At 53.8% G+C, this 25,705-nt stretch carries 26 protein-coding genes; 7 read left to right on the top strand and 19 right to left on the bottom strand.

The window, feature by feature from the left end; all coding sequences use genetic code 11:
- Nucleotides 1-3 precede the first annotated feature (3 nt).
- From AB9F27_RS00795 to AB9F27_RS00785, 3 genes are read left to right on the top strand one after another with little or no spacing between them, the layout of a single operon-like run.
- Nucleotides 4-975 carry an FAD:protein FMN transferase gene (locus tag AB9F27_RS00795; RefSeq protein ID WP_369757450.1) on the top strand — a complete coding sequence of 324 codons (972 nt, stop codon included), beginning with the start codon at nt 4-6 and terminating at the stop codon, nt 973-975.
- A gap of 9 nt (nt 976-984) precedes the next feature.
- Complete coding sequence (nqrM, locus tag AB9F27_RS00790) at nt 985-1,158, top strand: (Na+)-NQR maturation NqrM (protein ID WP_335583582.1); 174 nt, start codon at nt 985-987, stop codon at nt 1,156-1,158.
- Complete coding sequence (locus tag AB9F27_RS00785) at nt 1,155-1,553, top strand: CBS domain-containing protein (RefSeq protein ID WP_335583583.1); 399 nt, start codon at nt 1,155-1,157, stop codon at nt 1,551-1,553. Before nqrM ends, AB9F27_RS00785 begins: the two co-directional genes overlap by 4 nt.
- A gap of 22 nt (nt 1,554-1,575) precedes the next feature.
- Here the strand turns inward: AB9F27_RS00785 and AB9F27_RS00780 are convergent, their stop codons facing one another.
- The 9 genes from AB9F27_RS00780 to AB9F27_RS00740 form a co-directional block, all read right to left on the bottom strand.
- Nucleotides 1,576-2,550, bottom strand: a complete 975-nt coding sequence (locus AB9F27_RS00780) for a hypothetical protein (RefSeq protein ID WP_335583584.1) — start codon at nt 2,548-2,550, stop codon at nt 1,576-1,578.
- 106 nt (nt 2,551-2,656) lie between these two features.
- Complete coding sequence (locus AB9F27_RS00775) at nt 2,657-4,150, bottom strand: tripartite tricarboxylate transporter permease (protein ID WP_335583585.1); 1,494 nt, start codon at nt 4,148-4,150, stop codon at nt 2,657-2,659.
- Nucleotides 4,151-4,157: 7 nt separating this feature from the next.
- A complete protein-coding gene (locus AB9F27_RS00770) occupies nt 4,158-4,667 on the bottom strand; it encodes a tripartite tricarboxylate transporter TctB family protein (RefSeq protein ID WP_335583586.1) in 510 nt (169 codons plus the stop codon).
- Nucleotides 4,668-4,730: 63 nt separating this feature from the next.
- On the bottom strand, nt 4,731-5,726 hold the full coding sequence (locus AB9F27_RS00765) for a tripartite tricarboxylate transporter substrate binding protein (RefSeq protein WP_335583587.1): 996 nt from the start codon (nt 5,724-5,726) through the stop codon (nt 4,731-4,733).
- A gap of 29 nt (nt 5,727-5,755) precedes the next feature.
- A complete protein-coding gene (locus AB9F27_RS00760; RefSeq protein ID WP_369757449.1) occupies nt 5,756-6,781 on the bottom strand; it encodes a Gfo/Idh/MocA family protein in 1,026 nt (341 codons plus the stop codon).
- Nucleotides 6,778-7,815 (bottom strand): Gfo/Idh/MocA family oxidoreductase, encoded by a 1,038-nt coding sequence (locus AB9F27_RS00755; RefSeq protein WP_335583589.1) that lies wholly within the window; start codon nt 7,813-7,815, stop codon nt 6,778-6,780. Before AB9F27_RS00755 ends, AB9F27_RS00760 begins: the two co-directional genes overlap by 4 nt.
- 263 nt (nt 7,816-8,078) lie before the next feature.
- Nucleotides 8,079-9,362, bottom strand: a complete 1,284-nt coding sequence (locus AB9F27_RS00750; RefSeq protein WP_335583590.1) for a TRAP transporter large permease — start codon at nt 9,360-9,362, stop codon at nt 8,079-8,081.
- Nucleotide 9,363: 1 nt separating this feature from the next.
- On the bottom strand, nt 9,364-9,873 hold the full coding sequence (locus tag AB9F27_RS00745) for a TRAP transporter small permease (RefSeq protein ID WP_335583591.1): 510 nt from the start codon (nt 9,871-9,873) through the stop codon (nt 9,364-9,366).
- A gap of 61 nt (nt 9,874-9,934) precedes the next feature.
- Nucleotides 9,935-10,897 (bottom strand): TRAP transporter substrate-binding protein, encoded by a 963-nt coding sequence (locus tag AB9F27_RS00740; RefSeq protein ID WP_335583592.1) that lies wholly within the window; start codon nt 10,895-10,897, stop codon nt 9,935-9,937.
- A 291-nt stretch (nt 10,898-11,188) separates the two neighbouring features.
- On the opposite strand from AB9F27_RS00740, the gene AB9F27_RS00735 reads away from it, so the two are divergent.
- Nucleotides 11,189-11,890, top strand: coding sequence for a FadR/GntR family transcriptional regulator (locus tag AB9F27_RS00735; RefSeq protein ID WP_335583593.1), 702 nt, complete (start codon nt 11,189-11,191; stop codon nt 11,888-11,890).
- 84 nt (nt 11,891-11,974) lie between these two features.
- On the opposite strand, the gene glpK is transcribed toward AB9F27_RS00735, so the two are convergent.
- The 8 genes from glpK to glpD form a co-directional block, all read right to left on the bottom strand.
- Entirely contained in the window at nt 11,975-13,462 is a 1,488-nt protein-coding gene (gene glpK / locus AB9F27_RS00730) for a glycerol kinase GlpK (protein WP_335583594.1), read from the bottom strand.
- Nucleotides 13,463-13,610: 148 nt separating this feature from the next.
- A complete protein-coding gene (locus AB9F27_RS00725) occupies nt 13,611-15,335 on the bottom strand; it encodes an ABC transporter substrate-binding protein (RefSeq protein WP_369755197.1) in 1,725 nt (574 codons plus the stop codon).
- 73 nt (nt 15,336-15,408) lie between these two features.
- Nucleotides 15,409-15,681: a DUF2160 domain-containing protein gene (locus tag AB9F27_RS00720; protein ID WP_039003840.1), complete on the bottom strand. Its 273-nt coding sequence runs from the start codon at nt 15,679-15,681 to the stop codon at nt 15,409-15,411.
- A 23-nt stretch (nt 15,682-15,704) separates the two neighbouring features.
- Nucleotides 15,705-16,553 carry a carbohydrate ABC transporter permease gene (locus AB9F27_RS00715; RefSeq protein ID WP_335583596.1) on the bottom strand — a complete coding sequence of 283 codons (849 nt, stop codon included), beginning with the start codon at nt 16,551-16,553 and terminating at the stop codon, nt 15,705-15,707.
- The gene (locus AB9F27_RS00710) at nt 16,553-17,425 is read right to left on the bottom strand and encodes a carbohydrate ABC transporter permease (RefSeq protein ID WP_039003842.1); all 873 of its coding nucleotides are present in this window, start codon (nt 17,423-17,425) and stop codon (nt 16,553-16,555) included. Before AB9F27_RS00710 ends, AB9F27_RS00715 begins: the two co-directional genes overlap by 1 nt.
- Nucleotides 17,426-17,478: 53 nt before the next feature.
- Entirely contained in the window at nt 17,479-18,558 is a 1,080-nt protein-coding gene (locus tag AB9F27_RS00705) for an ABC transporter ATP-binding protein (RefSeq protein WP_039003843.1), read from the bottom strand.
- Nucleotides 18,559-18,569: 11 nt separating this feature from the next.
- Complete coding sequence (locus tag AB9F27_RS00700; protein ID WP_039003844.1) at nt 18,570-19,661, bottom strand: ABC transporter ATP-binding protein; 1,092 nt, start codon at nt 19,659-19,661, stop codon at nt 18,570-18,572.
- 21 nt (nt 19,662-19,682) lie between these two features.
- Nucleotides 19,683-21,281 carry a glycerol-3-phosphate dehydrogenase gene (glpD, locus tag AB9F27_RS00695; protein ID WP_335583598.1) on the bottom strand — a complete coding sequence of 533 codons (1,599 nt, stop codon included), beginning with the start codon at nt 21,279-21,281 and terminating at the stop codon, nt 19,683-19,685.
- A gap of 260 nt (nt 21,282-21,541) precedes the next feature.
- Here glpD and AB9F27_RS00690 point away from each other — a divergent pair, with 260 nt between their 5' ends.
- Genes AB9F27_RS00690 through AB9F27_RS00680 form a run of 3 tightly spaced genes read left to right on the top strand, consistent with a single transcriptional unit; the run spans nt 21,542 to nt 24,016 of the window.
- On the top strand, nt 21,542-22,300 hold the full coding sequence (locus AB9F27_RS00690) for a DeoR/GlpR family DNA-binding transcription regulator (RefSeq protein ID WP_335583599.1): 759 nt from the start codon (nt 21,542-21,544) through the stop codon (nt 22,298-22,300).
- A gap of 34 nt (nt 22,301-22,334) precedes the next feature.
- Entirely contained in the window at nt 22,335-23,210 is an 876-nt protein-coding gene (locus AB9F27_RS00685) for a sugar ABC transporter permease (RefSeq protein ID WP_335583600.1), read from the top strand.
- Nucleotides 23,211-23,212: 2 nt separating this feature from the next.
- Nucleotides 23,213-24,016, top strand: coding sequence for a carbohydrate ABC transporter permease (locus tag AB9F27_RS00680; protein WP_335583601.1), 804 nt, complete (start codon nt 23,213-23,215; stop codon nt 24,014-24,016).
- Between the two features lie 53 nt (nt 24,017-24,069).
- Here AB9F27_RS00680 and AB9F27_RS00675 read toward each other — a convergent pair whose 3' ends face one another.
- Entirely contained in the window at nt 24,070-24,891 is an 822-nt protein-coding gene (locus AB9F27_RS00675; protein WP_335583602.1) for a hypothetical protein, read from the bottom strand.
- A 24-nt stretch (nt 24,892-24,915) separates the two neighbouring features.
- On the bottom strand, nt 24,916-25,638 hold the full coding sequence (locus AB9F27_RS00670) for a GntR family transcriptional regulator (RefSeq protein ID WP_335583603.1): 723 nt from the start codon (nt 25,636-25,638) through the stop codon (nt 24,916-24,918).
- Nucleotides 25,639-25,705 lie beyond the last annotated feature (67 nt).

Raw genomic sequence — 25,705 nt, 5'->3', positions numbered from 1 at the left:
CCCATGACATACACACGACGCAAATTCTTGGTAGGCACAGGTGCGATGTTTTGGGCAACGGCACTTAGGGCGCAAACCCGTGATGTCCTGCAATTCGAAGGACCAGCCTTTGGCGCAAGTTGGCGGATCAGAATTGCCGCCGGAGCCGATGCGGGCGCGATTGTGTCCGCTGTCAAAGGCATTGTCACCTCGGTGGACGGCGCCATGTCGCCCTTCCTGCCAATGTCCGAAATCTCGCGTTTCAACCGAATGAAAACGCTGGAATGGGTGCCCCTGTCGGCGCAAACCCACACTACAATCCGCGAGGCCAAACGCGTGGCGACCCTCACACGCGGCGCTTTTGATCCCACACTCGGTGGCGTGGCCGGACGCTATGGATTTGGTCCCATAACACAGCAACCCGCGGGCAGATTTGGCGATCTGGAACTCGGCGCACAAAGCGCGAAAAAAGCCCATATTTCCCAAACGCTCGACCTCTGTGGCATTGCCAAGGGCCACGCATTGGACCGGATCGCCACGGCGCTAAAGACCCTTGGCCAGGCCAGCTTTTTCATTGAACTCGGCGGAGAGGTTTATGCGCTGGGGCATCACCCTGCGGGTCGCCCTTGGTACGCTGGTATCGAGCGCCCAGAGCCACAATCCGCCGCGCTTCAACGTGTTGTGGCCATTGACGGCGAGGCCTTGGCCACGTCTGGGGATCGCGTTAACCGTTTTGATTTCAACGGTCGACGCTACGGCCATATTATTGATCCAAAGCTTAAGCGACCAGCCGATACCCCCCTTGCCTGCGTAAGTGTTTTTGCACCACAGGCAATCACCGCCGATGCCTTGGCCACGGCCCTTTTCGCAATGGGCCCCGAGCAAGGCATTTCGTTTGCCAACCGTGAGCATATCCCCGCATTGTTCGTGGTACGGGATGCAAGCGGTCTGCGGGAGGTTATGACGGCCAACTTCTCAACGCGGATTATTGGATAGGGAACGCGGATGATCACTTTTGGTATAACACTCGGCCTCATCCTTCTGGCAATCATCGGCCTGTCATTGGGAGCGATCTTTGGACGTGCTCCGATCAAGGGATCTTGCGGCGGGTTGGCTTGCATTCCCAGCGCGGAATGTGCCGTCTGCCCTAAGCGATCTAGCAAAGGGAGCTCGACATGAATTCTCAGCCGCGCGTAAGCGATTATATGACGATCGACTTGACCCTCCTGCGCCCAGAAATGCGCATTCTGGAGGCTATGAAAGTGTTGCTGGACAAGCGGATTTCGGGAGCGCCGGTTGTCGATGCGGACGGTGCTCTGGTTGGCGTTCTTTCCAAGAAAGATTGCCTGCGCGCCGCCCTCAATGCCGCGTATTATCAGGAATGGGGTTGCGCAGTCTCGGGCTACATGAGCGCCAAAGTTGAGACAATGGAGGCCGAGACGGACCTTGTCACCGCTGCGGAGCACTTCCTTGCCAGTAATTTTCGTCGTTTTCCTGTTGTGCAAGACGGGCGTTTGGTCGGACAAGTCAGCCGCGCGGATATCCTAAAAGCGCTTCTGGAAAACTGGCAGTGAGGCCAAGGGACGCGGCCATTATTCAGCCCCCCTCCACCAAAATTGTCTCCGCGCTTATTGAATAATCCATTGACCATGGCTCGCTCGGTTTCAGCTTAACGCCGAAAGGACGCGGAGAGTCCTTTGCTGCCCCAAAAAGAGGTTTCGTACCGCGATCAAACCAGCTCGATATCGGCTCGACCCCCAATCCGCGGAACGCCCCTAGGTGCTCGAAATGATGCGGGTTCGCCAACCAGAAAAGGCAGTGCGGCAGGGAATTTTCATCCCATTGAAGAACCGCTTTTTTGCCCTCTTGCGGGTATTCCACCGCGACTTTTCCGCCCGCGTCATACCCCTGCACAAGCTCGGTAGAAAGGCCCGTATATCCTTGTGAAAAGTCAATTTCCTGCCCGTCAGCCCCGAACAGCATACGACCTTCGGCGGCAACAAGCTGAAAATTTGGCGTGCGAATTTCTGCGGGCATTGGTTCGAGCAAGGTGCTGTTTTCCAAAACAATATGGACCGGCGCATCAGTCGGCAGTCGAAAAATCGGATGCAACCCAATCGGAAGTTCACATGCGCTGCGTACAATAATCGACAAGCTGCAATCGACGCGATGCGCCTCCTCAGACACTTCAATTGTTCTGCGCAACTGGCTGACAACATGGGATTTTGGAAAGTCGATAACGAGTTCTATCCGACGCTGTGACTGGTGTGTACATCGCCAATGCGCGTTGCTTGCATAGCCATGATGCTGTGGGTCGCTAGGGCTTGTGCCGAAGGGAACGCAGGGCCATTCTCCGCCCAATCTCTGCAAATGCGGCGCAATTTTGCAGTCTTCCTTGGGGGCGTCATCCGCCCAGTCTGCTTGCGCCAATGGTGCGAAAGTATCGCCATTTGCAAATAAGAAATGAACGTTTTGCAACATACCCCCTAAGGAGCGAACCTCCGCCGTGCAGGTCGCCGAGGAAAGCGTCCACTTCGCATTGTCTTTGCACGTTTCTGTTGAGTCATCCATCTTTGCCGCCTGACGATGTAAGGAGTTGTTTAACCGCGCCTCTCTTTAAATAATTGCCCCCGTCGCGTCTAGACGTAGAAGAACTCACCCTCAATTTCACCACCGCCTAATCTCGGGCGCGTTTTTTCCAAGTGATCCCCGAAAAGATCAGCAACCCAACGCTCAGCAATGTTGCGATTGCCAGAACCAAACTGACGGGACGCGTAAAGAACGGCTCAAGCGACCCTTCGGACAGGATCAAACCGCGACGCAGGCTTTTGTCGAGAATATCGCCAAGAACGAGGCCCAAAACCAACGGAGCCATAGGATAATTCATTTGCCTCAAAACGAAACCGACAGTACCAAACGCCAGCATAACCCAAACGTCAAACGGGCGCGCCGCGATCGCGTAGGAACCAACCACGCATAAAACAAAAATGATCGGCAGCAAACGTTCGCGCGGGATGCGCAACACAAGCAGCAACGGGGTCGTCAATAGGACCCCGTAAATGGTCATCGCAATCGCCGCGAGGACCGTCGCGGCCACGATACCATAGACCATGTCAGCGTTTTGGATCATAATCAGGGGTCCGGGTTGAACACCATGAATGATCAAGGCCGCGAGCAGCACCGCCGAAGGGGCCGATCCGGGAATTCCTAGTGTTAAAACCGGAATAATCGCGCCCGGAACGGCAGCCGAATTTCCAGTTTCCGCGGCAATCAACCCCTCTTTGGAGCCTTTACCAAACAACTCTTTTTCTTTGCTGAAACGCTTGGCGATTGCATAGGAAACCCACGCGCCGATATCCTCGCCGACACCTGGAATCAACCCCATCACTGTTCCCGCGACCCCCGAGCGCAAGACCGTGGGAGAAAAGCTAACGATCTCTCGCATGCGGGGCAAAAGCCGCCCCTTATTTTCCGCCATCTCTGGTGTTTTGCTATTGGAGATACTGGAAATAATTTCAACAAATCCAAAAGCACCAACCATAGCTGGGATCAAACCAATGCCGCCCGTAAAGTCATGAATTCCATAGGAATATCTGGCGTAGGCAAAGACTTGTTCCTGTCCGACCATTGCGAGGATCAACCCCAAAAAGCCTGCGATAAAGCCCTTTAGGGGATCGGAACTCGCGGTCAAACGGCCCGAAATAACGATACCAAACAAGGCAAGCCAGAAGAACTCATACGAGCCGAATTTCAGGGCATAACTGGCCAAAATCGGGGCCGTAAACAACAACAAAGCAACTCCGACCAATGTGCCAAGGAGCGAGCCGATTGTCGCTAGCCCCAAGGCTTCGCGCGCCTTAGATTGACGGGCCAAAGGATAGCCATCGAGGGTGGTTGCGGCGCTCGCTGGCGTACCCGGCATGTTGAGGATGATCGCGGTGCGGCTGCCGCCATAAATCGAGCCTACATACATCCCCAAAAGCGCAGTGATTGCTTCCGCGCTGTCCATCTGAAAGGTCAACGTCGTCAGAAGAGCAAGTCCCATTGTGGCGGTAAGACCGGGCATCATACCGATGACAACGCCAAGAAGGGTCGCCCAGAGGGTAGTCAGCAAGAGGCTGGGTCCAAGTGCCAGCTGAAACGCGGCAAGTATTTGCATAAAATCTGGCATTATAACCTCAAGGAAGCTGTACGAGAAAGAGCTTCTGGAATATTATGTGGGTACCAAAACTCACAATCAGACCAAGGACGGCCGCGATCGTGAGGACGCGCCATATCGGCATTTTCTTGGTCGCGTCTTCGGGTTTTAGCCATATTTCAAACACCGCAACGAAGGCAAATATGAACAGGAAAGTCGCGGGCACATAGGGCATATTTCCAAACAACACCGCGCCGTAGCCAAGCGTCAGGGCAAACGCCGCGAGGGCGCGCTTGCGATTGGCGGAATTCCCTAAAACATCGCTCCAAAATCCGAAGTCCTCTGCGGCCTTTCCTGCTGGCCTAAATACAAGGAACAAGCCACAGATACTTAAGCCAATTCCCAAGAGAGCGGGGGTGAAACCGGGGGCTTGATAAATTGGAGCGCCCTGTGCCTCAAACCGAGGCATTGCCCAAGCGCCTGCGAAAACCAACGCACCAAGCAGGGTAAAAAAGACGCCGGAAATCCGATCCAGACTGCTGTTGTTCATGTCATGACCTTCCTTAAGTGCCGGACCGAAAACAGGACGGTCCGGCGGAGTTTACGCGCGAGATTAGGGGCGCGGGATGTCAAGTTCGTCAGGGCTGATGGTCGATTGCCCACCGTCATGCAGCAACCATGCGTTTGATTGGATCGAAGGCCAAACCTTGGCTTGGGCCTCATCGCCCGAGAACACAGTCATGATTGATCCACGCCCATCGGTGTATTCCGCAAGGGCCGTGGAGTTTGCCATCACATCGCTCCAAGCAGCTTCCATTTTTGCGGTCACTTCGTCAGGTACATCGCCAGGGATGAAAATACCGAAGTAAATCGGAGCAACGGCAAGGTCGGGCAATTCGGACAAAACCGATGGGATCACGCCCGCCCCTGCGACTTCAACGTCGCTGTCGGAAATAATCGCAATGGGTTTGAGCACACCCGCCCGCAGCATGTCAATTTGCTCAGAGATCAGTTGGGTTGTGACGTCGGTTTCGCCCGCGACTGTGGATTGAACTGCCGTCGCTCCGCCATCATAGATCGCGTGGATGTAGGATCCATCAACCGCGTTGGACAGGGCTTCAATCGACGAGTGCCCCGCGGAATTCACACCTGAGGTGCCAACTTTAAGGCCGCCAGCTTTCAAGGCTGCCAGAAAACCCGCAAGATCATTGATTTCGGAGTTTGCTGGAACCGAAATCACGCTTGCCAATGCTGAATTTAGGTAAAGGTCCCAATCTTTGATCGAGGTATCCATTTTCCCCGTCACCGCATAAGTGCCGAGGTCTTTGGCCGCGCCTGCGGTCCATGTGTACCCGTCGTGTGGCGCATCCCATGCCGCTTTTGAGCCAATTGAGCCAGACGCGCCTTCTTGATTGACGACTACAACGTTTTGCCCAAGCGCATCTTCGAGTTCCGCCGCCACGATGCGGGTCACCTGATCGGTGGCACCACCCGCACCCCATGGCACGATAAGTTGGATCGGTTTTTCGGGCCATTCTGCCATCGCAGGGGCCGCAATTGCCGTCGCTACAACTGTCGCTCCAGCTGCTAAATAATGTTTAAATCTCATAGTTTCCTCCAGTTGGTTCGTTTTTAAGCTCAATGCCTGTCTGCCAGTGTGCCGAGCCGAATAGCTTGGTTCTGGGCCTCCATTGCCAGCCTCATCACGGTTAGTGTGTGCCTCTGTGGGCAGGCCGTTTCGGTTCGATTTTCGATATCGTGGCGCAGATGCGCAAAATACGGCGTTCCTGCGTTTGATGCATCAAACCGTGTGCATTCCGTCCCGTTGACCAAAAACACATGATCTCCTCCCGCTTGTCCGCCGATATCCATATATTTTCGCAACTCGATGTAACCCTCAGTGCCAACAATCGTTACACGACCGTCGCCCCAATTGGGGGCCGCATCGGGGGTAAACCAATCAAGCCGGACATAGCCTTGCACCCGACCAGCACTCAGGTTCATTTCGCCAAAATCCTGAAATTTTGGATGCGCGGGTGTGTTCATATTTCCGACGGTTGAACGGGTAATTTCCGCCGTTTCCGCACCCGAGAAATGGAGGAACTGGTCAATCTGATGCGCGCCGATATCGCGCAGAATGCCGCCATATTCTGATGGTAACCAAAACCAGTCTGGCCGCATCTGGGCATTCAATCGGTGCGGGCCGACGGCCATGATATGCACAACCTCGCCAATCCGCCCTTCGGCCAGTAATTGATCGCAAAGCGTGACCGCAGGCACCTCAAACCGCTCCGAAAAGTTGATCGACCAAATACGCCTCGTCGCTTTGATTGTCGCTTCAATGTCGACCAATTCCTGTGGCGTGAGGCACCCTGGCTTGTCCAACATCACGTCCTTGCCATGCCGCATGGCCTCAATTGACAGACGGGCGCGATCTTTGGGTGCCGCTGCAATCAAGACCAGTTGAATGGTTTCATCGTTCAGGATTTCATCAATATTCGTCACACGCGCAACATCGGGGAACCGTTTGGTGAAACCGGCCAAGGGTTGCGGCTCGCCTTCGGTCCAGTAGGCGGCAAATGTACAACCCGCATCGATCATGCCCTGCGACATCCCGTAAATGTGCCGGTGATCCAAACCAAATGCTGCAAATTTTAACGTCATGACGCCACCTGCACAGCGGTGAGTTGACCTGATCGCGCCGACCGTTCAATCGCGTCGATTAATCTGTGAACCTCTAAAGCGGCCCGTCCGGTTATGCGCGGCGCACGCCCATCTCGCAGGCTCATGGCAAAGTCTGCGATCAAGTCACGGTGCCAGTCGCAGGGGAAATCCATCGGGTCGCTACCGCCGCCTGTTCCGGTTATTTCGCCAATGGTTTCGCTCCGGCCATCGCGCCAGTTAATCACCAACTCGCCCGCAGCTAAGCGCAGGCCTGCCTTGTCCGTATCCAATTCCAAGGTTTCCGCCCCTCCAGGATAGCTCGCGGTTGTCGCCATGACAGAACCAATCGCACCATTCGCAAAAACCAACCCCGCGTTTGCGAAATCCTCGCCTTCCATGTCATGGAGAGATGTTGTGCCAATAAGCGCGGAGACTTTGGACACTGGCCCTGTAATGCTTAACATTAAATCCAGCATATGAATGGCTTGGGTAATTAAAACTCCGCCGCCATCCGTCGCATAGGTTCCCCGCCCAGCCTGATCGTAATAGGATTGGTCGCGCCACCAAGGCACCGTCACGCGCACCATATTGATTTTGCCAAGAGTGCCGCCGTCAACAAGGCCGCGAAGCGCCTCCGCCCCCGCACGAAACCGATGCTGCAAAACAATCCCAAGCTGCACCCCCGCCGCTTCGCAGGTTTCAACAAGAGAAACGGCGCGCGGCAAATCCCGCTCAACAGGCTTTTCCATCAAGACATGTTTGCCAGCTTTGGCCAGAGCCGCCACAATATCTGCCCGTGCATTTGGAGGGGTTATGACGATTGCTCCGTCAACAGTCGCGTCCTCACAAATGGCTTGCAAACTATCATACGCCCGCCAACCGCCTTGTTCTGCGACCGCGTTTCTCCGCTCTTCGTTGCGGGCAAACACGCCAGCCACTTCGACGTTTGGCGCAAGTTGGCGCAGGGCGGCCAGATGCGGCTTTGAAGCCATACCAAGGCCGATGACGGCCAGTCGAATGGGTTGGTTAGCCATTTTGTAGCGTCTCCTTGACGGTTTTGTGCAGGCGCACATTAGTGCGAGCGCCTTGGCGGGCAGGATAAGATGGGTCGGAATACTGCACTATCTTCAACCGCCTCTACTTTGTCGCCCTGTTGTATACATGAATACACTGTGTCTGAGTTGAAAGATTCTTGCAAGGGCAACGAGCAGACTAAGTCTGAGTTAAAGTTTCACATGCGCGCGAAAAGATCGTTGGCGAGATTAGGAACAAGCGTGCCTTATCTCGCCAAACTTGGTCAGTAGCCCATCAAGCGCGGCAGGCCGAGGCTGATGATTGGCACAAACGTGGTCAGCATGAGCGCTGCGAAAATCGCGAGATAGAACGGCCAGATTGTACCGATAACGCTTTCTATCTTCACCTTGGCAATCGAGCAGCCGACAAACAGGCAAGGCCCCACCGGCGGTGTCGTGAGTCCAAGGCCAAGGTTCATCATCAAGATCATACCGAACTGCACCGGATCAACCCCAAGTGCCTTGGCGACGGGGAGAAAGATCGGCGTGCAGATCAAAATAAGCGCGCCCATATCCATGAACATGCCCAGTACAAGCAGCGACAAATTTATCAACAGCAGTAGAACGATCTTGTTTTCCGAAAGCGTTTGCATACCCGCAAGAATGGCGGATGGCACCTGATACAGCGTGATGAAATAGCTGAACGATTGGGCCGTACCGACAAGGATCATCACCATTGCCGTTGTGCGAATGGCCTGCGTTACGCTGTCGCGAAAGTCCTGCCAAGACAGGGAACGATAGAAAAACACGGTGACAAAAAGCGCATAGATCACGCCAATAGCCGCGCTTTCCGTCACGGTGAAAATGCCGGAAACCACGCCACCGATGATAATAACGGCCGTCATAAATCCGGGAAGCGCCGCTCCCATCGCAAACACAACGGCGCGCCAGCCGGGGAAGATGCCCGTTGGATAGCCCCGACGAACCGCGATCACATAGGCCGCGACGGACAAACAAAGACACAGGATAATGCCAGGGATAACGCCCGCAATGAATAGGGAGGTGATCGAAATACCGCCACCTGCGGCCAGTGCATAGAGGATCATGTTGTGGCTTGGCGGGATCAGAACGCCGGCGATTGATGAGGTAACCGTGACGTTGACCGTATAGTCATCGTCATAGCCCCGTTCGCGCATCATCGGTATCATGACCGATCCAAGCGCGGAGGTATCGGCCACAGCCGAGCCAGAAATACCACCGAAAAGCATCGATGTGAGCACGTTGACGACGCCGAGGCCGCCGCGCACCTGCCCTACAACGGTCTCTGCCGCACGGACCAATCGGATCGCGATCCCGCCGCGCATCATGATCTCGCCTGCGAAAATAAAGAAAGGAATTGCGAGGAGTGAGAATACGTTGATCCCCGCGACGATACGCTGAAAAACGATCAACTCGGGAATGCCTTGATAAGTTGCGGTTGCCAGCGCGGCGATGCCCAAGGCAAATGCAATGGGAATCCCTGCGATCACTGTGATGACAAAGACCATAAGAAGAATTGTAAGACCCATCCTAGATATCTCCCATTTGCGAAACATCCAGCGGCGGATCCATCTCGTCGCCCATCCACAAGAACCAAACACGCTCAACCATGAACAGGACAATCAAGCCCCCCGTGAGGATCAGGGGCGCATATTGCAACCCCTGCGGCAGCCCCAAAAGCGGAATATCCCGCCCCCAAGTGCCAACGACCAGCGGCCAAGATTCGACCATCATCGCAACGCCAAAAAATCCAAGGACGACGGTGTTCGCTGTCTTTAAAATACGGCGCGCTTTTGGTCCTAAATAATCGGTAAGGTAGTCGATACCCAGATGGAAATTCTCGCGAAGCCCCACAGCAGCCATCGGGAGACACACAATCAAGACCAGCAATAAGGCCGCCTTTTCGGTCCACGTCGGCGTGTCATTCAGGACATATCGCCCCCAGACTTGCCAGCCCGTGAACACCACGAGCAACACCAGCGCCACCGAACTGATGCCAACCACGGCACGGGCAATATGGTCAACGGCTTTCCAATACATGAAGCAATTTCCTAGGTTCAATTAAAAAGGGGCGCTGCTTATGCAGCGCCCCATATTTGAGTTACTCTGTGTTCTGGATGCGCAGTAGCAAATCGGCTACGATTGGATCACTCGCAAACTGCTCATATACTGGTCCCATTTTGGCGGAGAATGTGGTGGTATCAATGCCTTCAACAATGGTCGCTCCGCCAGCTTCGACGATTTCACGCGATTTTGCTTCACGGGCCGCCCAAAGCTCGCGCTGGTAAATCGCAGCTTCTTGCGCAGCTTCACTGATGATGGCCTGATCGGCTTCCGAGAACTTATCCCAAGTCGTTTTGGCAAAGATGATGCCTTCAGGAACAATCGTGTGATTGTCGATGATGTAGTAAGGCGCAACTTCGAAATGCCCTGTGGATTCATAGCTTGGCCAGTTGTTTTCGGCCCCATCCACAACACCAGACTGGATCGATGTATAAACTTCGCCAAACGGCAACGGCGTCGCATTCGCGCCCAGTGCTTCAACCATGGCCACGTTGATGTCGCTATTTTGCACGCGGAATTTCTTGCCCGCGATGTCCTCAACCGAGTTCAGCGGCTCATTTGCATAGAAGCTGCGCGAACCAGACGCGAACCAAGACAGGGGTACCATGTTGGCTTCCGCCATGGCCGCTGCGATGTCCGCGCCGATCGGGCCTTCCATTACGCGATACTGATGTTCAGGGTCTTTGAAAACATAGGGCAGTGACGTCACGCCAAGCTCTTTGACTGTGTTAACCATCGGCGCCGTCGAGAAGACACCATAGTCAAGCGCGCCAAACTGCAATTGCTCTGTTGCAAACTCGCCCTCGCCCAGCGTCGCGCCATGGTAGTTCTGCATTTGAACGCGGCCCTCGGTGCGCTCCTCAACCAATTCAACAAAACGATCAAGCGCGATAGAGACTGGGTAATCTGGCACGTGCGTATTCCAGCCACGCAATTCTTGTGCCTGAGCGGTTCCTGCCAGCAATGCTGCGGCAAGGCTAAGTCTAAGTATCTTATTCATAGTAACTCCTCCCTAGAGTGGTTGTTGGCTTATCGGGTCCTTCCCAATTGGGATGACAGATGACGATGCGTAACCGTTGTGACTGGTCTGACCAGTCAAAATAAACGGCATCCAGTACAAACTAAACAGCGCCATATAGTCAAAAAATATTTGATTCCCCTAAATTGGCCCGTCCAATTAACGAACTTGACCCGATTTTTACTCTTTCGGCAAGACCAATTCTGAATATTTGCCTTTTGTTTCCCCGCGCACTGGCATAATATACCCCGACAACTCGGCTAGGAGGCCCTTTTGACCCAGCGTTTTCACGAACCCGGATTTCGGCTTTATCGCCAAGTGGCCGACCAAATCACCCAAATCATCATTGATGAGGGGCTGCAGACTGGAACCCGATTGCCACCGGAAAGAGAGCTCGCCACGCGCCTTAACGTCGCTCGCTCCACCCTGCGCGAAGCGATGATAGCGCTAGAAATTGCAGGACAAGTGAATATCCGCACGGGATCTGGTATCTATGTGACCAAGGCGGGGGCCTTGACTGGGGATGACCTTGGGGCGGGCCCGTTGGAACTATTGGATGCGCGGGAACTCATCGAAGGCGAGATTGCAGCAAGGGCTGCGACCTCCATCGACGCAAACCATTTGATGGCAATCGAGGCGAGCATCAGTGCCATGGCAAGTGCCCACGGCAAAGAAACGCATCGTGACGCGGATCGCGCCTTTCATATCACCCTCGCGGAGGCCACCCGCATCGAACCACTTGTGCGGATCGTTGACGGGCTTTGGTCCCAAATGTTTTCGCCCCTTTTCGAGCGCATGGGGGTTCTTACTGGCTTGTTTGGCGATTCTCAGGACACGGCGTTAAAACATCACCGCCTCATTCTAGATGCGCTCGCCGCGCGGGATGCGGAATTGTGTCGTCGACGGATGCAAGCGCATTTGATTGACGTGCGCCGCGTCCTTTTGCGCGCATCAGTTTTTACGCCGGACTCCTAGAGCAACGTGTGGATCGTATGTTTACCCTGCTGCTTGAGAAAAATTTCTCGCGTTGGTACGGTATGCGCGAAAAACCGATACCGCCTAAAAGCTAAGTGTCGCGTCGACGGCTTTTTTCCAAGTTGCATATTTTTCTTGGCGTTGTGCGTCGTCCATATGCGGTACAAACTGGGTTTCACGGGCCCATTGTTCTGCAAATTCTGCCTGATCAGGGTAAACACCAACATGCATTCCCGCGAGCCACGCCACACCAAGGGCCGTAGTTTCGTGGTTCATTGGGCGGTCCACAGGGGCGGCGATAATATCCGAAAGGAACTGCATCGCCCAATCGTTTTGCGACATGCCACCATCAACCCGCAGGGTTGGTTGAACACCTGTCGCTTGCCAATCAGCGGACATCGCGTCCAGCAAATCGCGGGTCTGATAACCGACACTTTCAAGTGCGGCCTTGGCCATTTCCGCAGGGCCCGACCCGCGGGTCAGCCCAAAGACAGCCCCGCGACATTCCGCATTCCAATAGGGCGCGCCGAGGCCCACAAAGGCGGGGACCAAAACAATATTTTGATGCGGGTCCGCCTGTTCAGCCAGCGCTTGCGTTTCCGAGGCGTCTTGGATGATTTGCAACCCATCCCGCAGCCATTGCACAACGGCTCCGGCAACAAAAATCGACCCCTCAAGCGCGTAGGTTGGTTTTCCGTCCAGTTGATAAGCGATCGTGGTCAGCAAGCGATTTTGCGACACAACAGGAGTTTCACCTGTGTTCAAAAGCGCAAAACACCCCGTGCCGTAAGTTGATTTCATCATACCCGGTTGAAAACACGCCTGCCCGATGGTCGCGGCCTGTTGGTCGCCAGCAACGCCGCAAATCGGGATCGCGCGGCCAAACAAATCCGCGTCCGTTTTACCGAAATCAGCGGCGCAATCCTTGACCTCTGGTAACATCTCCATCGGGATTTCAAGCAGGTCGCAAATCGTTTTGCTCCAGCGGCCTTTGCGAATGTCGTAAAGCATTGTGCGCGCGGCATTTGTTGCATCTGTGGCATGAACTGCGCCCCCCGTCAGCTTCCAAATCAGGAAACTATCGACGGTACCAAAGAGTAATTCGCCCTTGGCGGCACGTTCACGTGCTCCCTCGACGTGGTCTAAAATCCACTTAAGTTTTGTGCCCGAAAAATAGGGGTCGAGCAAAAGACCAGTGCGGGCGGTGATCATCTCTTCATGGCCAGCCTCGCGCAGGGTACGACATTGATCGGCCGTGCGCCTGTCCTGCCAGACGATGGCGTTATAAAGGGGCTCGCCCGTGACCTTGTCCCAAACAATCGTGGTTTCGCGTTGGTTGGTGATCCCGATGGCGGCAATATCTGTGGGTGAGATTTCGGCATGTTTGATCGCCCCATGACAGGCGGCAAGCGTGGTATTCCACAGGTCGGCGGGCGCGTGTTCAACCCAGCCGGAGTGGGGGAAATGTTGGGCGAACTCTTGTTGTTCGCTGGCAACGACGGCCATCGTTCTATCAAACACAATCGCACGTGTTGAGGTCGTGCCTTGGTCAATCGCGAGGATGTAGGTCATGCTATTTCCACCATGCTTTTAATGTAGGTAGGCGGCCACCGATAAAAGCGACCGCCCGTTTCTTTGGCCGGTTGGCCCACCGTTCGTCCAAAGAAATGTCGATTGAGTATTAAATTGGGGCCACGTGAATGGCCCCAAAATCAGTTTCTTACTGCCAAGACTTGATCAGCTCGTCATAGGAAATTGTGACGGGATCTTCGTCTTCATTTGCCAGTTTCGCTTTTGGCGAACCAGGTTGATCGAGCCAGAAAGAAGGATCGCTCTCTTCGTTCATTTTCGGACCGATATCACCTTGGACACCTGCACGCTCAAGACGGATCATAACCTTTTCTTGGTCTGCGCAAAGCGTATCGAGGGCTTCTTGTGGAGTTTTCGCACCGGACATAGCGTCGCCGATGTTCTGCCACCACAATTGTGCCAATTTTGGATAGTCTGGGACGTTTGTCCCTGTTGGCGACCACTGAACGCGCGCTGGCGAACGGTAGAATTCAACGAGACCACCAAGTTTTGGTGCACGCTCAGTAAAGCTATCATGCTGGATTGTGGATTCACGGATGAATGTGAGGCCAACATGGCTTTTCTTCACGTCAACAGTTTTGGACGTAACGAACTGGGCATAGAGCCAAGCCGCTTGAGCACGATCCACTGGTGTGGATTTCATCAAAGTCCAAGAACCGGCATCTTGGTAGCCGATTTTTGTTCCTTCAGTCCAATATGCGCCGTGTGGCGAAGGGGCCATACGCCATTTTGGCGTACCATCTTCGTTCATCACAGGCAGACCGGGCTCAACCGAAGCCGCAGTAAAGGCTGTATACCAGAACATTTGTTGAGCAACATTACCCTGTGCAGGAATTGGGCCTGCTTCGGAGAATGTCATACCAGCAGCAGCGGGTGGAGAATATTTTTCCAACCATTCGATTGCTTTGGTCACAGCGTAAACTGCTGCTGGACCGTTTGTGGCACCGCCACGCGCAACACACGAGCCTACAGGCTGTGAGTTTTCGTTAACGCGGATACCCCATTCGTCAACTGGCAGGCCATTTGGCTCACCTTTGTCGCCTGCACCAGCCATGGACAGCCACGCATCAGTATAGCGCCAACCCAAGGACGGGTCTTTTTTGCCATAATCCATGTTGCCAAAGACTTCGCCTTCTACGCCAAGACGCGACAAGTCACGGCCTGTGAAGAATTCAGCGATGTCCTCATAGGCGGACCAGTTTACAGGAACGCCGAGATCGTAGCCGTACTTCTCTTTGAAGTCCGTTTTGTTTTGCTCGTCGTTGAACCAATCATACCGGAACCAGTAAAGGTTCGCGAATTGTTGGTCTGGCAACTGATAGACTTTGCCATCTGGGCCCGTGGTGAATGAAAGACCAATAAAGTCTTCCAGATCAAGATTAGGGTTGGTAACAGAAGCACCCTCACCCGCCATCCAGTCGGTCAAGTTACGCGCCTGTTGGTAACGCCAGTGCGTCCCGATCAAATCGGAGTCGTTGATATAGGCGTCATAGATATTTTCGCCCGACTGCATTTGTGTTTGCAGCTTTTCAACAACATCGCCCTCGCCGATCAGGTCATGTGTGACCTTGATGCCGGTGATGGCTTCGAACGCTGGAGCCAAAACATTGGACTCATACTCATGCGTTCCGATTGTTTCGGAGACAACGTTGATCGACATGCCTTGGTACGGCTGTGCCGCGTCGACAAAAAACTGAAGTTCAGCTTCTTGATCGGCACGCGACAACGTCGAAAGATCGCCGATCTCGCTGTCAAGGAAAGCCTTGCCGGCTTCCATGTCTGCGAACGCCGGCGCGGTGAGCATGCAAGCTGCAAGTCCAAGCGCGGTCGTTCCTTTAAGTAGTCGTAAGTTCATTTTAGTCCTCCCAAAAATAGAACAAGTAAGGCGGTCATTTTTTATAATTGGGACCGCCCCATAATGCCGTCCCTTAAACCCAGCGGAAAACCGCGATGGCATAAAAGAGACATACGATCAGGGCTCCCCATTGGGGGGCACTGAGCATTCCAAGCCAAGCCAGATTAATAAAGGCCGAGCCAAGTAGCGTGATGAACAGTCGGTCACCGCGCGTTGTTTCAATCCCAAGGACGCCATTGCGCGGCACCTCGGGGAATTTAATCGCAAGGGTCGTAAAAGTAATCAGCGTTGCCGCGATAACCCCAAAGAAAGCGGCGGTCGGCCAAGTCCATGCCATCCATTCCATACTTGTTTCTCCTCTTTCTTTTCTTACACGCGACCCAAGGCAAAGCCTTTGGCGATGTAGTTACGGACAAAATAGATCACCAATGCACCGGGAACGATTGTCAGGACACCCGCTGCTGCGAGCACACCCCAGTCGATCCCTGCGGCACCGACGGTCCGTGTCATTGTGGCGGCAATCGGTTTGGCGTTCACACTGGTCAATGTCCGGCTTAGAAGCAATTCAACCCAGCTGAACATGAATAAGAAGAACGCGGTGACCCCAATACCAGAGGCAACCAATGGCGTGAAAATCCGAATAAAGAACCGTGGGAAAGAATACCCATCAATATAGGCGGTCTCGTCGATTTCTTTGGGAACACCCCGCATAAACCCTTCCAAGATCCAAACCGCCAAAGGCACGTTAAACAGGCAGTGCGCAAGGGCGACGGCAATATGCGTGTCGAACAAGCCGACCGAGCTATAGAGCTGGAAGAACGGCAGCGCGAAAACAGCGGGCGGGGCCATCCGATTGGTCAGCAACCAAAAGAACAGATGCTTGTCCCCAAGGAAGGTGTAGCGGCTAAACGCATAGGCCGCAGGTAGCGCAACCGCGAGGGAGATTACCATATTCATGACCACATACGTCATCGAATTCAGATACCCCGTGTACCACGACGGATCCGTCAGGATCGTCAGGTAGTTGTCGAAGGTCAAATCCTGTGGCCAAAGGGTGAAGTTGTTCAAAATCTCCGAGTTGGTCTTGAGGCTCATGTTCAAAAGCCAATAGATCGGCAAAAGCAAGAACAGCAAGTAAAGACCCATAACAATGGCGTTGCCTTTGATCTTGGGCAAAGCAAAGCCACGCTTTGGCGCTGTGTTGGTAAAATCAGACATCAGTGGCCATCCCTTTTATCAAGGTTCGTCATCACAGTGTAGAAGACGTATGAAATCAACAGGATCACGAGGTAATACATGATCGAGAAGGCGGCTGCGGGGCCAAGATCAAACTGTCCTAGCGCCATCTTGACCAAGTCAATCGACAAGAACGTCGTCGAGTTCCCAGGTCCACCACCCGTCACCACGAAAGGCTCGGTGTAGATCATAAAGCTGTCCATAAAGCGCAACAGGATCGCGATCATAAGAACGCCCATGATCTTGGGCAGCTCAATAAAGCGGAATACTTTCCAACGGCTGGCTTGGTCGATTTTCGCCGCTTGATAATAGGCATCGGGGATCGACTGAAGACCAGCATAGGCCAAAAGCGCAACTAATGACGTCCAGTGCCAAACATCCATCACAATGACGGTGACCCATGCAGCATAGAAGTCTTGGGTGTAGTTATAATCAATCCCCAAGGCGGCCAGTGTATAGCCCAACAGACCAATATCAACACGCCCAAAAATCTGCCAAATGGTGCCCACAACGTTCCACGGAATAAGCAAGGGCAACGACATCAGGATCAGGCAAAACGAAGCCCAGAACCCTTTTTTCGGCATGTTCAGCGCCACGAAAATCCCCAGCGGTATTTCAATAGCAAGGATGATACAGGAAAACGCGATCTGGCGACCAAGCGCATTCCACATGCGTTCTGAGGCCATCATATCGCGGAACCAATCGAGGCCAGCCCAGAAAAATACGTTTTTTCCGAAGGTGTCCTGAACCGAATAATTCACAACGGTCATCAAAGGAATAACCGCAGAAAACGCGACAAGGAGCAGCACTGGTAAAACGAGGAACCAGGCCTTTTGGTTGACTGTCTTATTCATGGCTCATTCCTTGCAAAGATGTGAAGGGCGGGGTTTTCGATTTCATCATCATGTCACGCTCCTTGCGGGGGAACCCGCCAACTATCGGAATAGACGTTCACTCCAGCCGTATCGAACACGACTCGGTTCATGTCGGGTGAAATGTTAGCACCTTCTTCGGCGAGGATATTGATCTCGGTCCCTTGGAAATCGGCGCGCACGATTTTGTGGCGGCCAACATCCTCGACCCGCTTAATGGTCACGGGCAGACCTTCGTTCCCCGCAACGAGCGCGGTAAATTCGGGCCGAACGCCAAGTTCGACTTTGCCTTTTGGACTGCCATAGCCTTTGCCAAGCGCGATCTCTGTGCCACCAATCAGGGCGGTATTTCCCGTCACTTCGGCAGACAGAACATTCATCCCCGGAGAGCCGATGAAATAGCCAACAAACGTATGCGCTGGCGTTTCAAAAAGTTCTTGCGGTGTACCCATTTGCACAACCCGCCCGTCATACATAACCACCACTTTATCCGCAAAAGTCAGGGCCTCGGTCTGGTCGTGGGTCACATAGATCATCGTGTGGCCAAATTCGTGATGCAGCGATTTAAGCTGCGTGCGCAATTCCCACTTCATATGTGGGTCAATCACGGTCAGCGGCTCATCAAACAAAAGCGCATTCACGTCTTCACGCACCATGCCACGCCCCAACGAAATCTTCTGTTTTGCGTCCGCAGTCAGCCCGCGCGCCTTGTGACCAAGGGTGGCCTCCATGCCGATCATCGCCGCTATTTGCTGAACGCGTTCTTTGATATAGGCGGGATCAGCCCCACGGTTGCGCAGCGGAAACGCCAGATTGTCGTGCACGGTCATTGTATCATAAACAACGGGAAACTGGAAAACCTGCGCGATATTGCGCTGTGTTGTCGGCTCCATTGTCACGTCACGGTCATTAAACAAGATACGACCCTGGCTAGGATGCAGCAGACCCGAAATGATGTTGAGCAGCGTGGACTTGCCACAACCTGACGACCCAAGCAGGGCGTAAGCTTCGCCATCCACCCAGTCGTGGTTCAATTCTTTCAGCGCATAGTCGTCGTCGCTTTTCGGATTGGGCAGGTACGAATGTGCCAGATTTTCGAGGGTAATTTTTGCCATTTGAATGTCCCTCAGGCTGCGGTTGCATAAGTTGCAGGGGCGACCGAAGTGCCGTCTTCTGCAAAGATGTAAACATGGCTTTGATCCAGATAGACCTTCAACGAAGCGCCAATTTCCAATATCTTCACGCCATGCACCAAACCAACCCAGTTTTCGCCGTGGTGGTCGAGGTGGATGAATGTTTCCGACCCCGTTATCTCGGTTACGTTCAGCTTACCCGTGAATTCCAGAGCGCCTTGCGTGTGCTTTTCAAGCTTCAGATGGTTGGGTCGGAACCCCGCGACGTAACGGCCATCCTTAAGATCAGCAAAGGCACCCGAAGCCGCGCTATCTGTTTGGTCGTTGCCAAACTTCAAGCGGTTGCCGACCTTTTGAACAGGCAGGAAATTCATCGGCGGATCGGAAAATACGCGGGCGGTGGTCGCATCTACGGGCTGTCTGTAAACGAAAGGCGTCAACCCAAATTGGGTGATTTTGCCTTCCCAGAGGGTCGCGGTATTGCCACCCAACAATAGTGCTTCTTCGGGTTCCGTGGTCGCATAGACAAAGATCGAGCCAGCTTCCTCAAAGATTTTCGGGATCTCGGCGCGCAATTCTTCGCGCAGCTTATAGTCGAGGTTTGCCAATGGCTCATCCAGCAAAACAAGGCCCGCATCCTTCACCAGCGCCCGCGCCAACGCACACCGCTGTTGCTGACCACCAGAAAGCTCAAGCGGCTTGCGCTCAAGAAATGGCGCAAGTTTCATCAGGTCGGCGGCCTTCTTAACGGCCTTGTCGATCTGGTCCGCCGATTGCCCCAAAAGGCGCATCGGGCTGGCGATATTGTCGTAAACACTCATCGACGGGTAATTAATGAACTGTTGATAGACCATGGCAATCCCGCGCTCCTGCACACGCATGCCCGTCACATCCTGACCGTTCCAGATAACTTTGCCCGTATTAGGCACATCAAGTCCGGCCATCAAACGCATCAAAGAAGTCTTGCCCGACGACGTCGGCCCAAGCAAAACATTCATTGTGCCGGACTGCAGCTCTAAGTCGGTGGGGTAAATATGTGTCTGGCCATTCGCAACCTTCGACACGCCCTCTAGAACAAGTGACATTTCTCTCTCCCTATCCGCAGCTTACACTGCGTCTTGCTGCAATGACATTTCGGGCGCTTTGGCCAGCCATGCGTCAAGCATTTCGATTTCGTCTTTGGGCAAGCGTAGGCCTAATTTTGAACGACGCCAAACGATGTCTTCTGCGGAACGTGCAAACTCCTTTTGCACCAGCCAGATAACTTCCCGTTCAGTCAGTGTAGCACCAAAAGGCTGTCCCAGATCGGATTCTGTTTTCGCATCCCCAAGAACCTCAAAGGCGTCCAAGCCATAAGCTTTGACTAACCGCGCCGCCCAGCGTTCAGTTAAAAACGGGTATTGCGCCGTAAGACTTGCTTGCAAATCCGCGACCCCATCAACGGGAAAATCCCCTCCCGGCATTGGAACACCTGCGGTCCAGGGTCCGCCTGCATTTGGAAAAAATGGCGCTATCTTTTTAAACGCGTTCTCGGCCAACCGGCGATAGGTGGTGATCTTGCCGCCAAATATGTTCAGGATTGGCGCGCCCGCGGATTCATCAACTTTCAACACATAGTCACGGGTTGCCGCCGTCGCAGAGGTCGCGCCGTCATCATACAAAGGGCGCACGCCGGAATAGGTCCAGACGATATCATCCGTGGTGACAGGCGTTTTCAAATACTTCGACGCAAATTCAACAAGATAGGCTTGCTCTTCTGGGGTACAAACGGGCTTCTGTGACACGTCAGTATGCTCGGCATCCGTGGTTCCGATCAACGTAAAATCAGTCTCGTAGGGGATTGTGAAAATAATCCGGCCATCTTCGCCTTGGAAGAAATAACATTTGTCGTGATCGTATAATTTGGGCGTCACGATATGACTGCCCCGCACCAGTCGCACGCCTTCTGTGGCATTGATCCGCACCGTGTTGCGGATAATATCCTCAACCCAAGGGCCGCCCGCATTTACCAGCATACGGGCCCGAACCACACGTCGCGGCAAACCTTTTGGTTCCAGCGTAATTTCCCAAAGGCCATCAACTTGCTCGGCGGACACAACCTTGGTGCGCACATTTATTTTCGCACCGCGCGCCTGAGCATCCCGCGCATTCAGAACCACCAAGCGGCTGTCTTCGATCCAGCAATCGGAGTATTCGTAGGCTTTTTCAAAGCGGTCCTGAAGCGGCGCGCCTTCTGGCGTTCCAGCCAAACTCAAAGAGGTTGTCCCCTTCAGAATTTGGCGGCCACCCAGATTATCATAGAGGAAAAGTCCGAACCGAATGAGCCACGCAGGGCGGCGCCCTTTCATCCAAGGCATCACAATACTGAGCAATTTTGAAGTCGGAGTGTCGGTGTCGAACCGCATATCCTTGTGGTAGGGCAACACAAATCGCATCGGCCATGAAATATGCGGCATCGCCTTGAGAAGGGTCTCGCGCTCGATCAGTGCCTCGCGAACAAGGCGGATCTCAAAATACTCAAGATAGCGCAAGCCGCCGTGAAAAAGCTTGGTGGAGGCAGAGGACGTTGCAGAGGCCAGATCGTTCATTTCCGCCAACTCAACACTCAAACCACGGCCAACCGCGTCACGCGCAATACCGCATCCATTGATGCCGCCGCCAATGACGAAAAGGTCCACGATGTCGTGAAGATTACGTTGATTCAATGAAGCCTCCCAAGCGTCGATTTTCTGTCGCCGCCTCCCAGCGCTCAACATTCATTAAGACAACACTAAGCCACTCCGCAAATCAATAGCGAATGTTCGTTTCTTTTCCTTTTTGGGTAAAATGTTGAAATCCATGTATTTAATTTTTCTATTCCCTCCCTTTTGGCCATTTTTATCTGCGCAAATCGATTCGAACCCTTGACGCTCCGCTCGGACTGTTGATTGTTAGGATTCTATTACGCGGCGTCAGGGAGAAAGCCATGGTCTCAAACTTTAGACAGAAAGATATCCTCGAACTTGCGCGCAAAGAGGGCAAAGTTACCGTGGATGGCCTTGCCGAACTCTACGATGTCACGGTGCAAACTATCCGGCGCGACCTCTCTGATTTGGCCGATCGCGGCCGTCTTCAACGGGTGCATGGCGGCGCGGTGGTGTCGTCTGGCGTTGTGAATATTCAATATGAGGAACGCCGCCGCCTGAACGATACGGGCAAGAAGGCGATTGCCGTGAAATGCGCCGAAGCAATCCCAAATGGCGCGTCGGTCTTTATGAACATCGGGACAAGTACCGAGGCTGTGGCGCGCGAATTGCTCGACCACGAAAACCTGCTGGTTGTGACGAACAACATTAACATCGCGAATATTCTCGCGGCCAATCATAGTTGCGAAATCATTTTGGCGGGTGGCGTTTTGCGCCGTGCGGATGGTGGAATTGTCGGCGGCTTGACCGTTGAAATGGTGAAGCAATTCAAGTTCGACTATTCGGTTTTAGGCTGCTCCGCCATTGATGAGGACGGCGACCTGCTAGATTTCGACGGGCAGGAGATTATGGTCAGCAGCACCGCGATAAAACGGTCGCGCAAGGTAATGGTCGTCGCAGACCACCTAAAATTTCAGCGCAAAGCACCGCTCACAATCTGCTCTCTCGCGGATGTGAGCGCTCTTTTTACCGACGGTACATTGCCCAAAGATCTGCTGGCGAATTGTAGCAGTTGGGGCACCGAAGTGGTCACGGTTTAAACGGGCTTCGGTCACGCTCGGGGGATTTTTTCAATTGAAAACGCGCAGTAACGTCGGATGGGCCTTTGTCTTGCCAGCCGTACTCGTGCTTGGCCTCGTGGGGCTGATCCCTCTGATAACCGTTGTTAATTACTCCTTCTTCGAAATTTTCATCCTAGACTCGCGCTTCTGGGTCGGGACGGAATGGTACTCCGAGATCATAAGTTCAGGCCGTTTCTGGGCTAGTTTTGGCCGCAGTACATTGTTTTCGGCGCTGATCTTAACCATCCAAATTCCCCTTGGCATTGCGATTGCCCTTTGCATCCCCCAACGAAAATTCTGGGTCGGCGTCTCGCTCTGTGTGGTGGCCTTGCCGCTTCTGGTGCCGTGGAACATGATCCCATCACTTTGGCTCAGTCTCCTCAACCCAGACACGGGTCTTTTGGGGCGCATTCTACCTACTTTCGGCTGGCCCGCGGATTGGAAATTCTCGGTGGTTCCCACATGGCTGGTCATCATTGTGATGGACGTTTGGCATTGGACAAGCTTGGTTGTGATCCTGTGTTATAGTGCCCTGACAACCGTTCCGGCGGCCCACTACCAAGCGGCCGCAATCGACGGCGCAGGCCCGTGGCAGGTGTTTCGATTCATCCAATTGCCCAAGCTATACAACGTTCTGCTTATGGCGATCCTGTTGCGGTTTATGGATTCCTTCATGATTTACACGGAGGCTTTTCCCATCAATGCGGGCGGTCCAAACGGCGCGACAATGTTCCTCGCGGTTGACCTTGGCGAAGAAATCAAAGCCTTCAACTACGGCCCTTCCGCCGCGCGCTCTGTGCTCTATTTCATGATCGTGTTGACCGTCGCGTGGATGTTTAGCAAAGCCCAAGGCAAGCTTGATGACGTGCCCCCAGAAAAGGCCGCCTAATTATGTTTATCCGCGCGCTCCCTTTCCTCAAAGCAACGGCCCTGCTGGCCTTCATGGTGTTCACCTGCCTGCCGCTGGTGCAACTGACCCTCCTCAGCTTCACCGCGACTTTGGCAATCCCAAATATGGACGTTGGCAGCCTCACGCTAAGCAATTATCGGGGCATCTGGACCGACCCAAACCTACGCTCGGCGTTCCTGAATTCCATCGCATACGTGCTGATCAATATCTGCATCACCATACCCGTTGCCATCCCTGCGGCCTACGCCTTCTCGCGCATTTCCTTCTTAGGCGACAAACACCTGTTTCTTGCCTTCATCGCCTTTCGTATCACCCCGCCCGTGGTGCTAACCCTACCGATATTTCAACTTTTCTCCGCACTCGGAATCGTGAATTCAACCTTCGGCATCGCCTTGGCACATTGCCTGTTCAACGTCCCAATCTCGATCTGGATTCTCCAAGGGTTTATCTCGGCCGTCCCCAAGGAAATGGATGAAACAGCCTTTATCGACGGCTATTCGCGGCCTATGTTTATTTGGAAATTCCTTTTGCCCCAAATTGCTTCGGGCGTCGCCGTAACAGCGTTTTTCTGCTTCATGTTCTCGTGGGTTGAGGTGGTTTTCGCGCGCATCCTGACCACAACCAACGGGAAACCGATCAGCATGGCGATCAACGCACTCTTTGGTTTTCAAACCGATATTGGGCTGGTTATGGCCGTCACCCTCGCTTCCATGCTGCCCGGTGTGGTGTTACTTTTTTCGATGCGAAATCATCTTTCGCGGGGGTTCAAAATCGGGCGCGTCTAATTGATCGATGCGAGCGCCCCGCATTCCAAAACGCCTACGAGAAATGAAACCGCCTAGGCGTGATAACGCACGAATGCGAAACGCTGACTATCCGGCGCCCAACACGGCACATTTATCGTGCCTTGCCCGCCATATAGTTCCAAGAGCACTTGCGGTCTGCCGCCCTCTGCGGACACAAGGCGCAGCTCAACTTGGCGCTCGGACGGATGCCCTTGCGTCCCGCCTTCATAGGCCAAGTAGAGCACAGATTTTCCGTCTGGTGAGGGATGGGGAAACCAATTCACCCGATCATCTGCCACCATGCATTCCAAATCACGCCCATCGGGGCGCACGCGCCACAAACAAACACGGGCATCGCGTTCGCCGTTGAACCAAATCCACGCGCCGTCAGTCGTATAATCTGGACCGTCACAGTGATCAAAACCAAAGGTGACTTGCCGTTCTTCGCCACCATGAACCGGGCAGGTGTATATCTCGAAGGTTTCGCCACGTTTCGCGGTATAGGCCAAAGTCGCGCCATCTGGTGACCACCCGTGCCAATACGAAGGTGCCAAAGGCGTTATACGCGTCGGCGTGCCCCCTGTGATTGGCAGCGTGTAAATCACGCTACTCCCCTCCTCGGTTGAATCGCTCATGACCAATGTGGTCCCATCCGGCGAGACCCCGTGGTCGTTGTTGATCTGCGTTGCAAACCCCGTTTCGATGGTTGCCAGAGCCGGTGCGCTTAGGTCAACGCGATACAGCCGCCCTTCCCCATTTACGATGAGGGCCGCGTTATCCGGCGTCCAATTTGGAGCCTCAAGATGTTGATCCAAAAGTAAAATAACCTCCTCGGACCCCGTGGCCAGGTTATAAATCACAATCTCACTTTTCAAAATATTCTCCTGCAAAACGGCCCGTTAAACTCGGCGAGAAGTTGGACCGTATTGCTGCATCAGCGCGGTGCATTCTTCGTCTGAACGCCGCTGAACTTTTGTGCGCTTATACGGATTTGTATCTGGCTCGGGTAGCGAGCGATTAATGATCAAAATATGTTCCTGCAGTATCGCGTGTGCCGCGTCGAATTTGCCCTTAACGATAAGGTCGCGCATTTGAATGTGCTCGGCAAAAGAGCGTTGCCAAAAATTCCCTTCCCCCGATTGCAAACGAGCACGCAAGGCCTCCAGAGCAGTCGCGGTCAAATCATAGGCTTTTTCAAGGTAGCGATTGCCCGCAAGCTGCAACAATACCCGATGATAGGCGCTGTCGGCTTTGCTATAGAGCGCCCATTCCCCCGCCGCGATCGCCTGCTCCATTTGGTAAATTGCCGCAGAAAGCCCCTGCACAACCGCTTCGGGATCACGCGCAAGGGCATCGTCCAATGCCTTGCTTTCCAACATGGCGCGAAAGTGGCTCATTTCCTCGACGTCCTGCTTGGAGGGCGCAAACACATAGGTTCCCGCTTGCGGCACAACCGTCACAAGACCCATGTCGCGCAAATCCATAAAGGCCGCCCGCACTGGGGCTTTGCTCATCCCAAGCGCCCGCGCGATTTGCTCCTCGGACAGCCGCTCGCCGAACTCTAGTTTGCCAGAGACAATTGCCTCGCGAATCCGCTCACATGCATCTTGGGTCAACGACACAGCACTCTCCTCATAGGTCATTCCTAGTTACAGCATGGACGGCTAAGCGCGCTACCCACTAATTTTA

It is taken from the genome of Falsihalocynthiibacter sp. CO-5D18, from assembly GCF_041205445.1.
Lineage (GTDB): Bacteria > Pseudomonadota > Alphaproteobacteria > Rhodobacterales > Rhodobacteraceae > Falsihalocynthiibacter > Falsihalocynthiibacter arcticus.
This window is presented reverse-complemented; position numbering and strand designations above follow the sequence as displayed.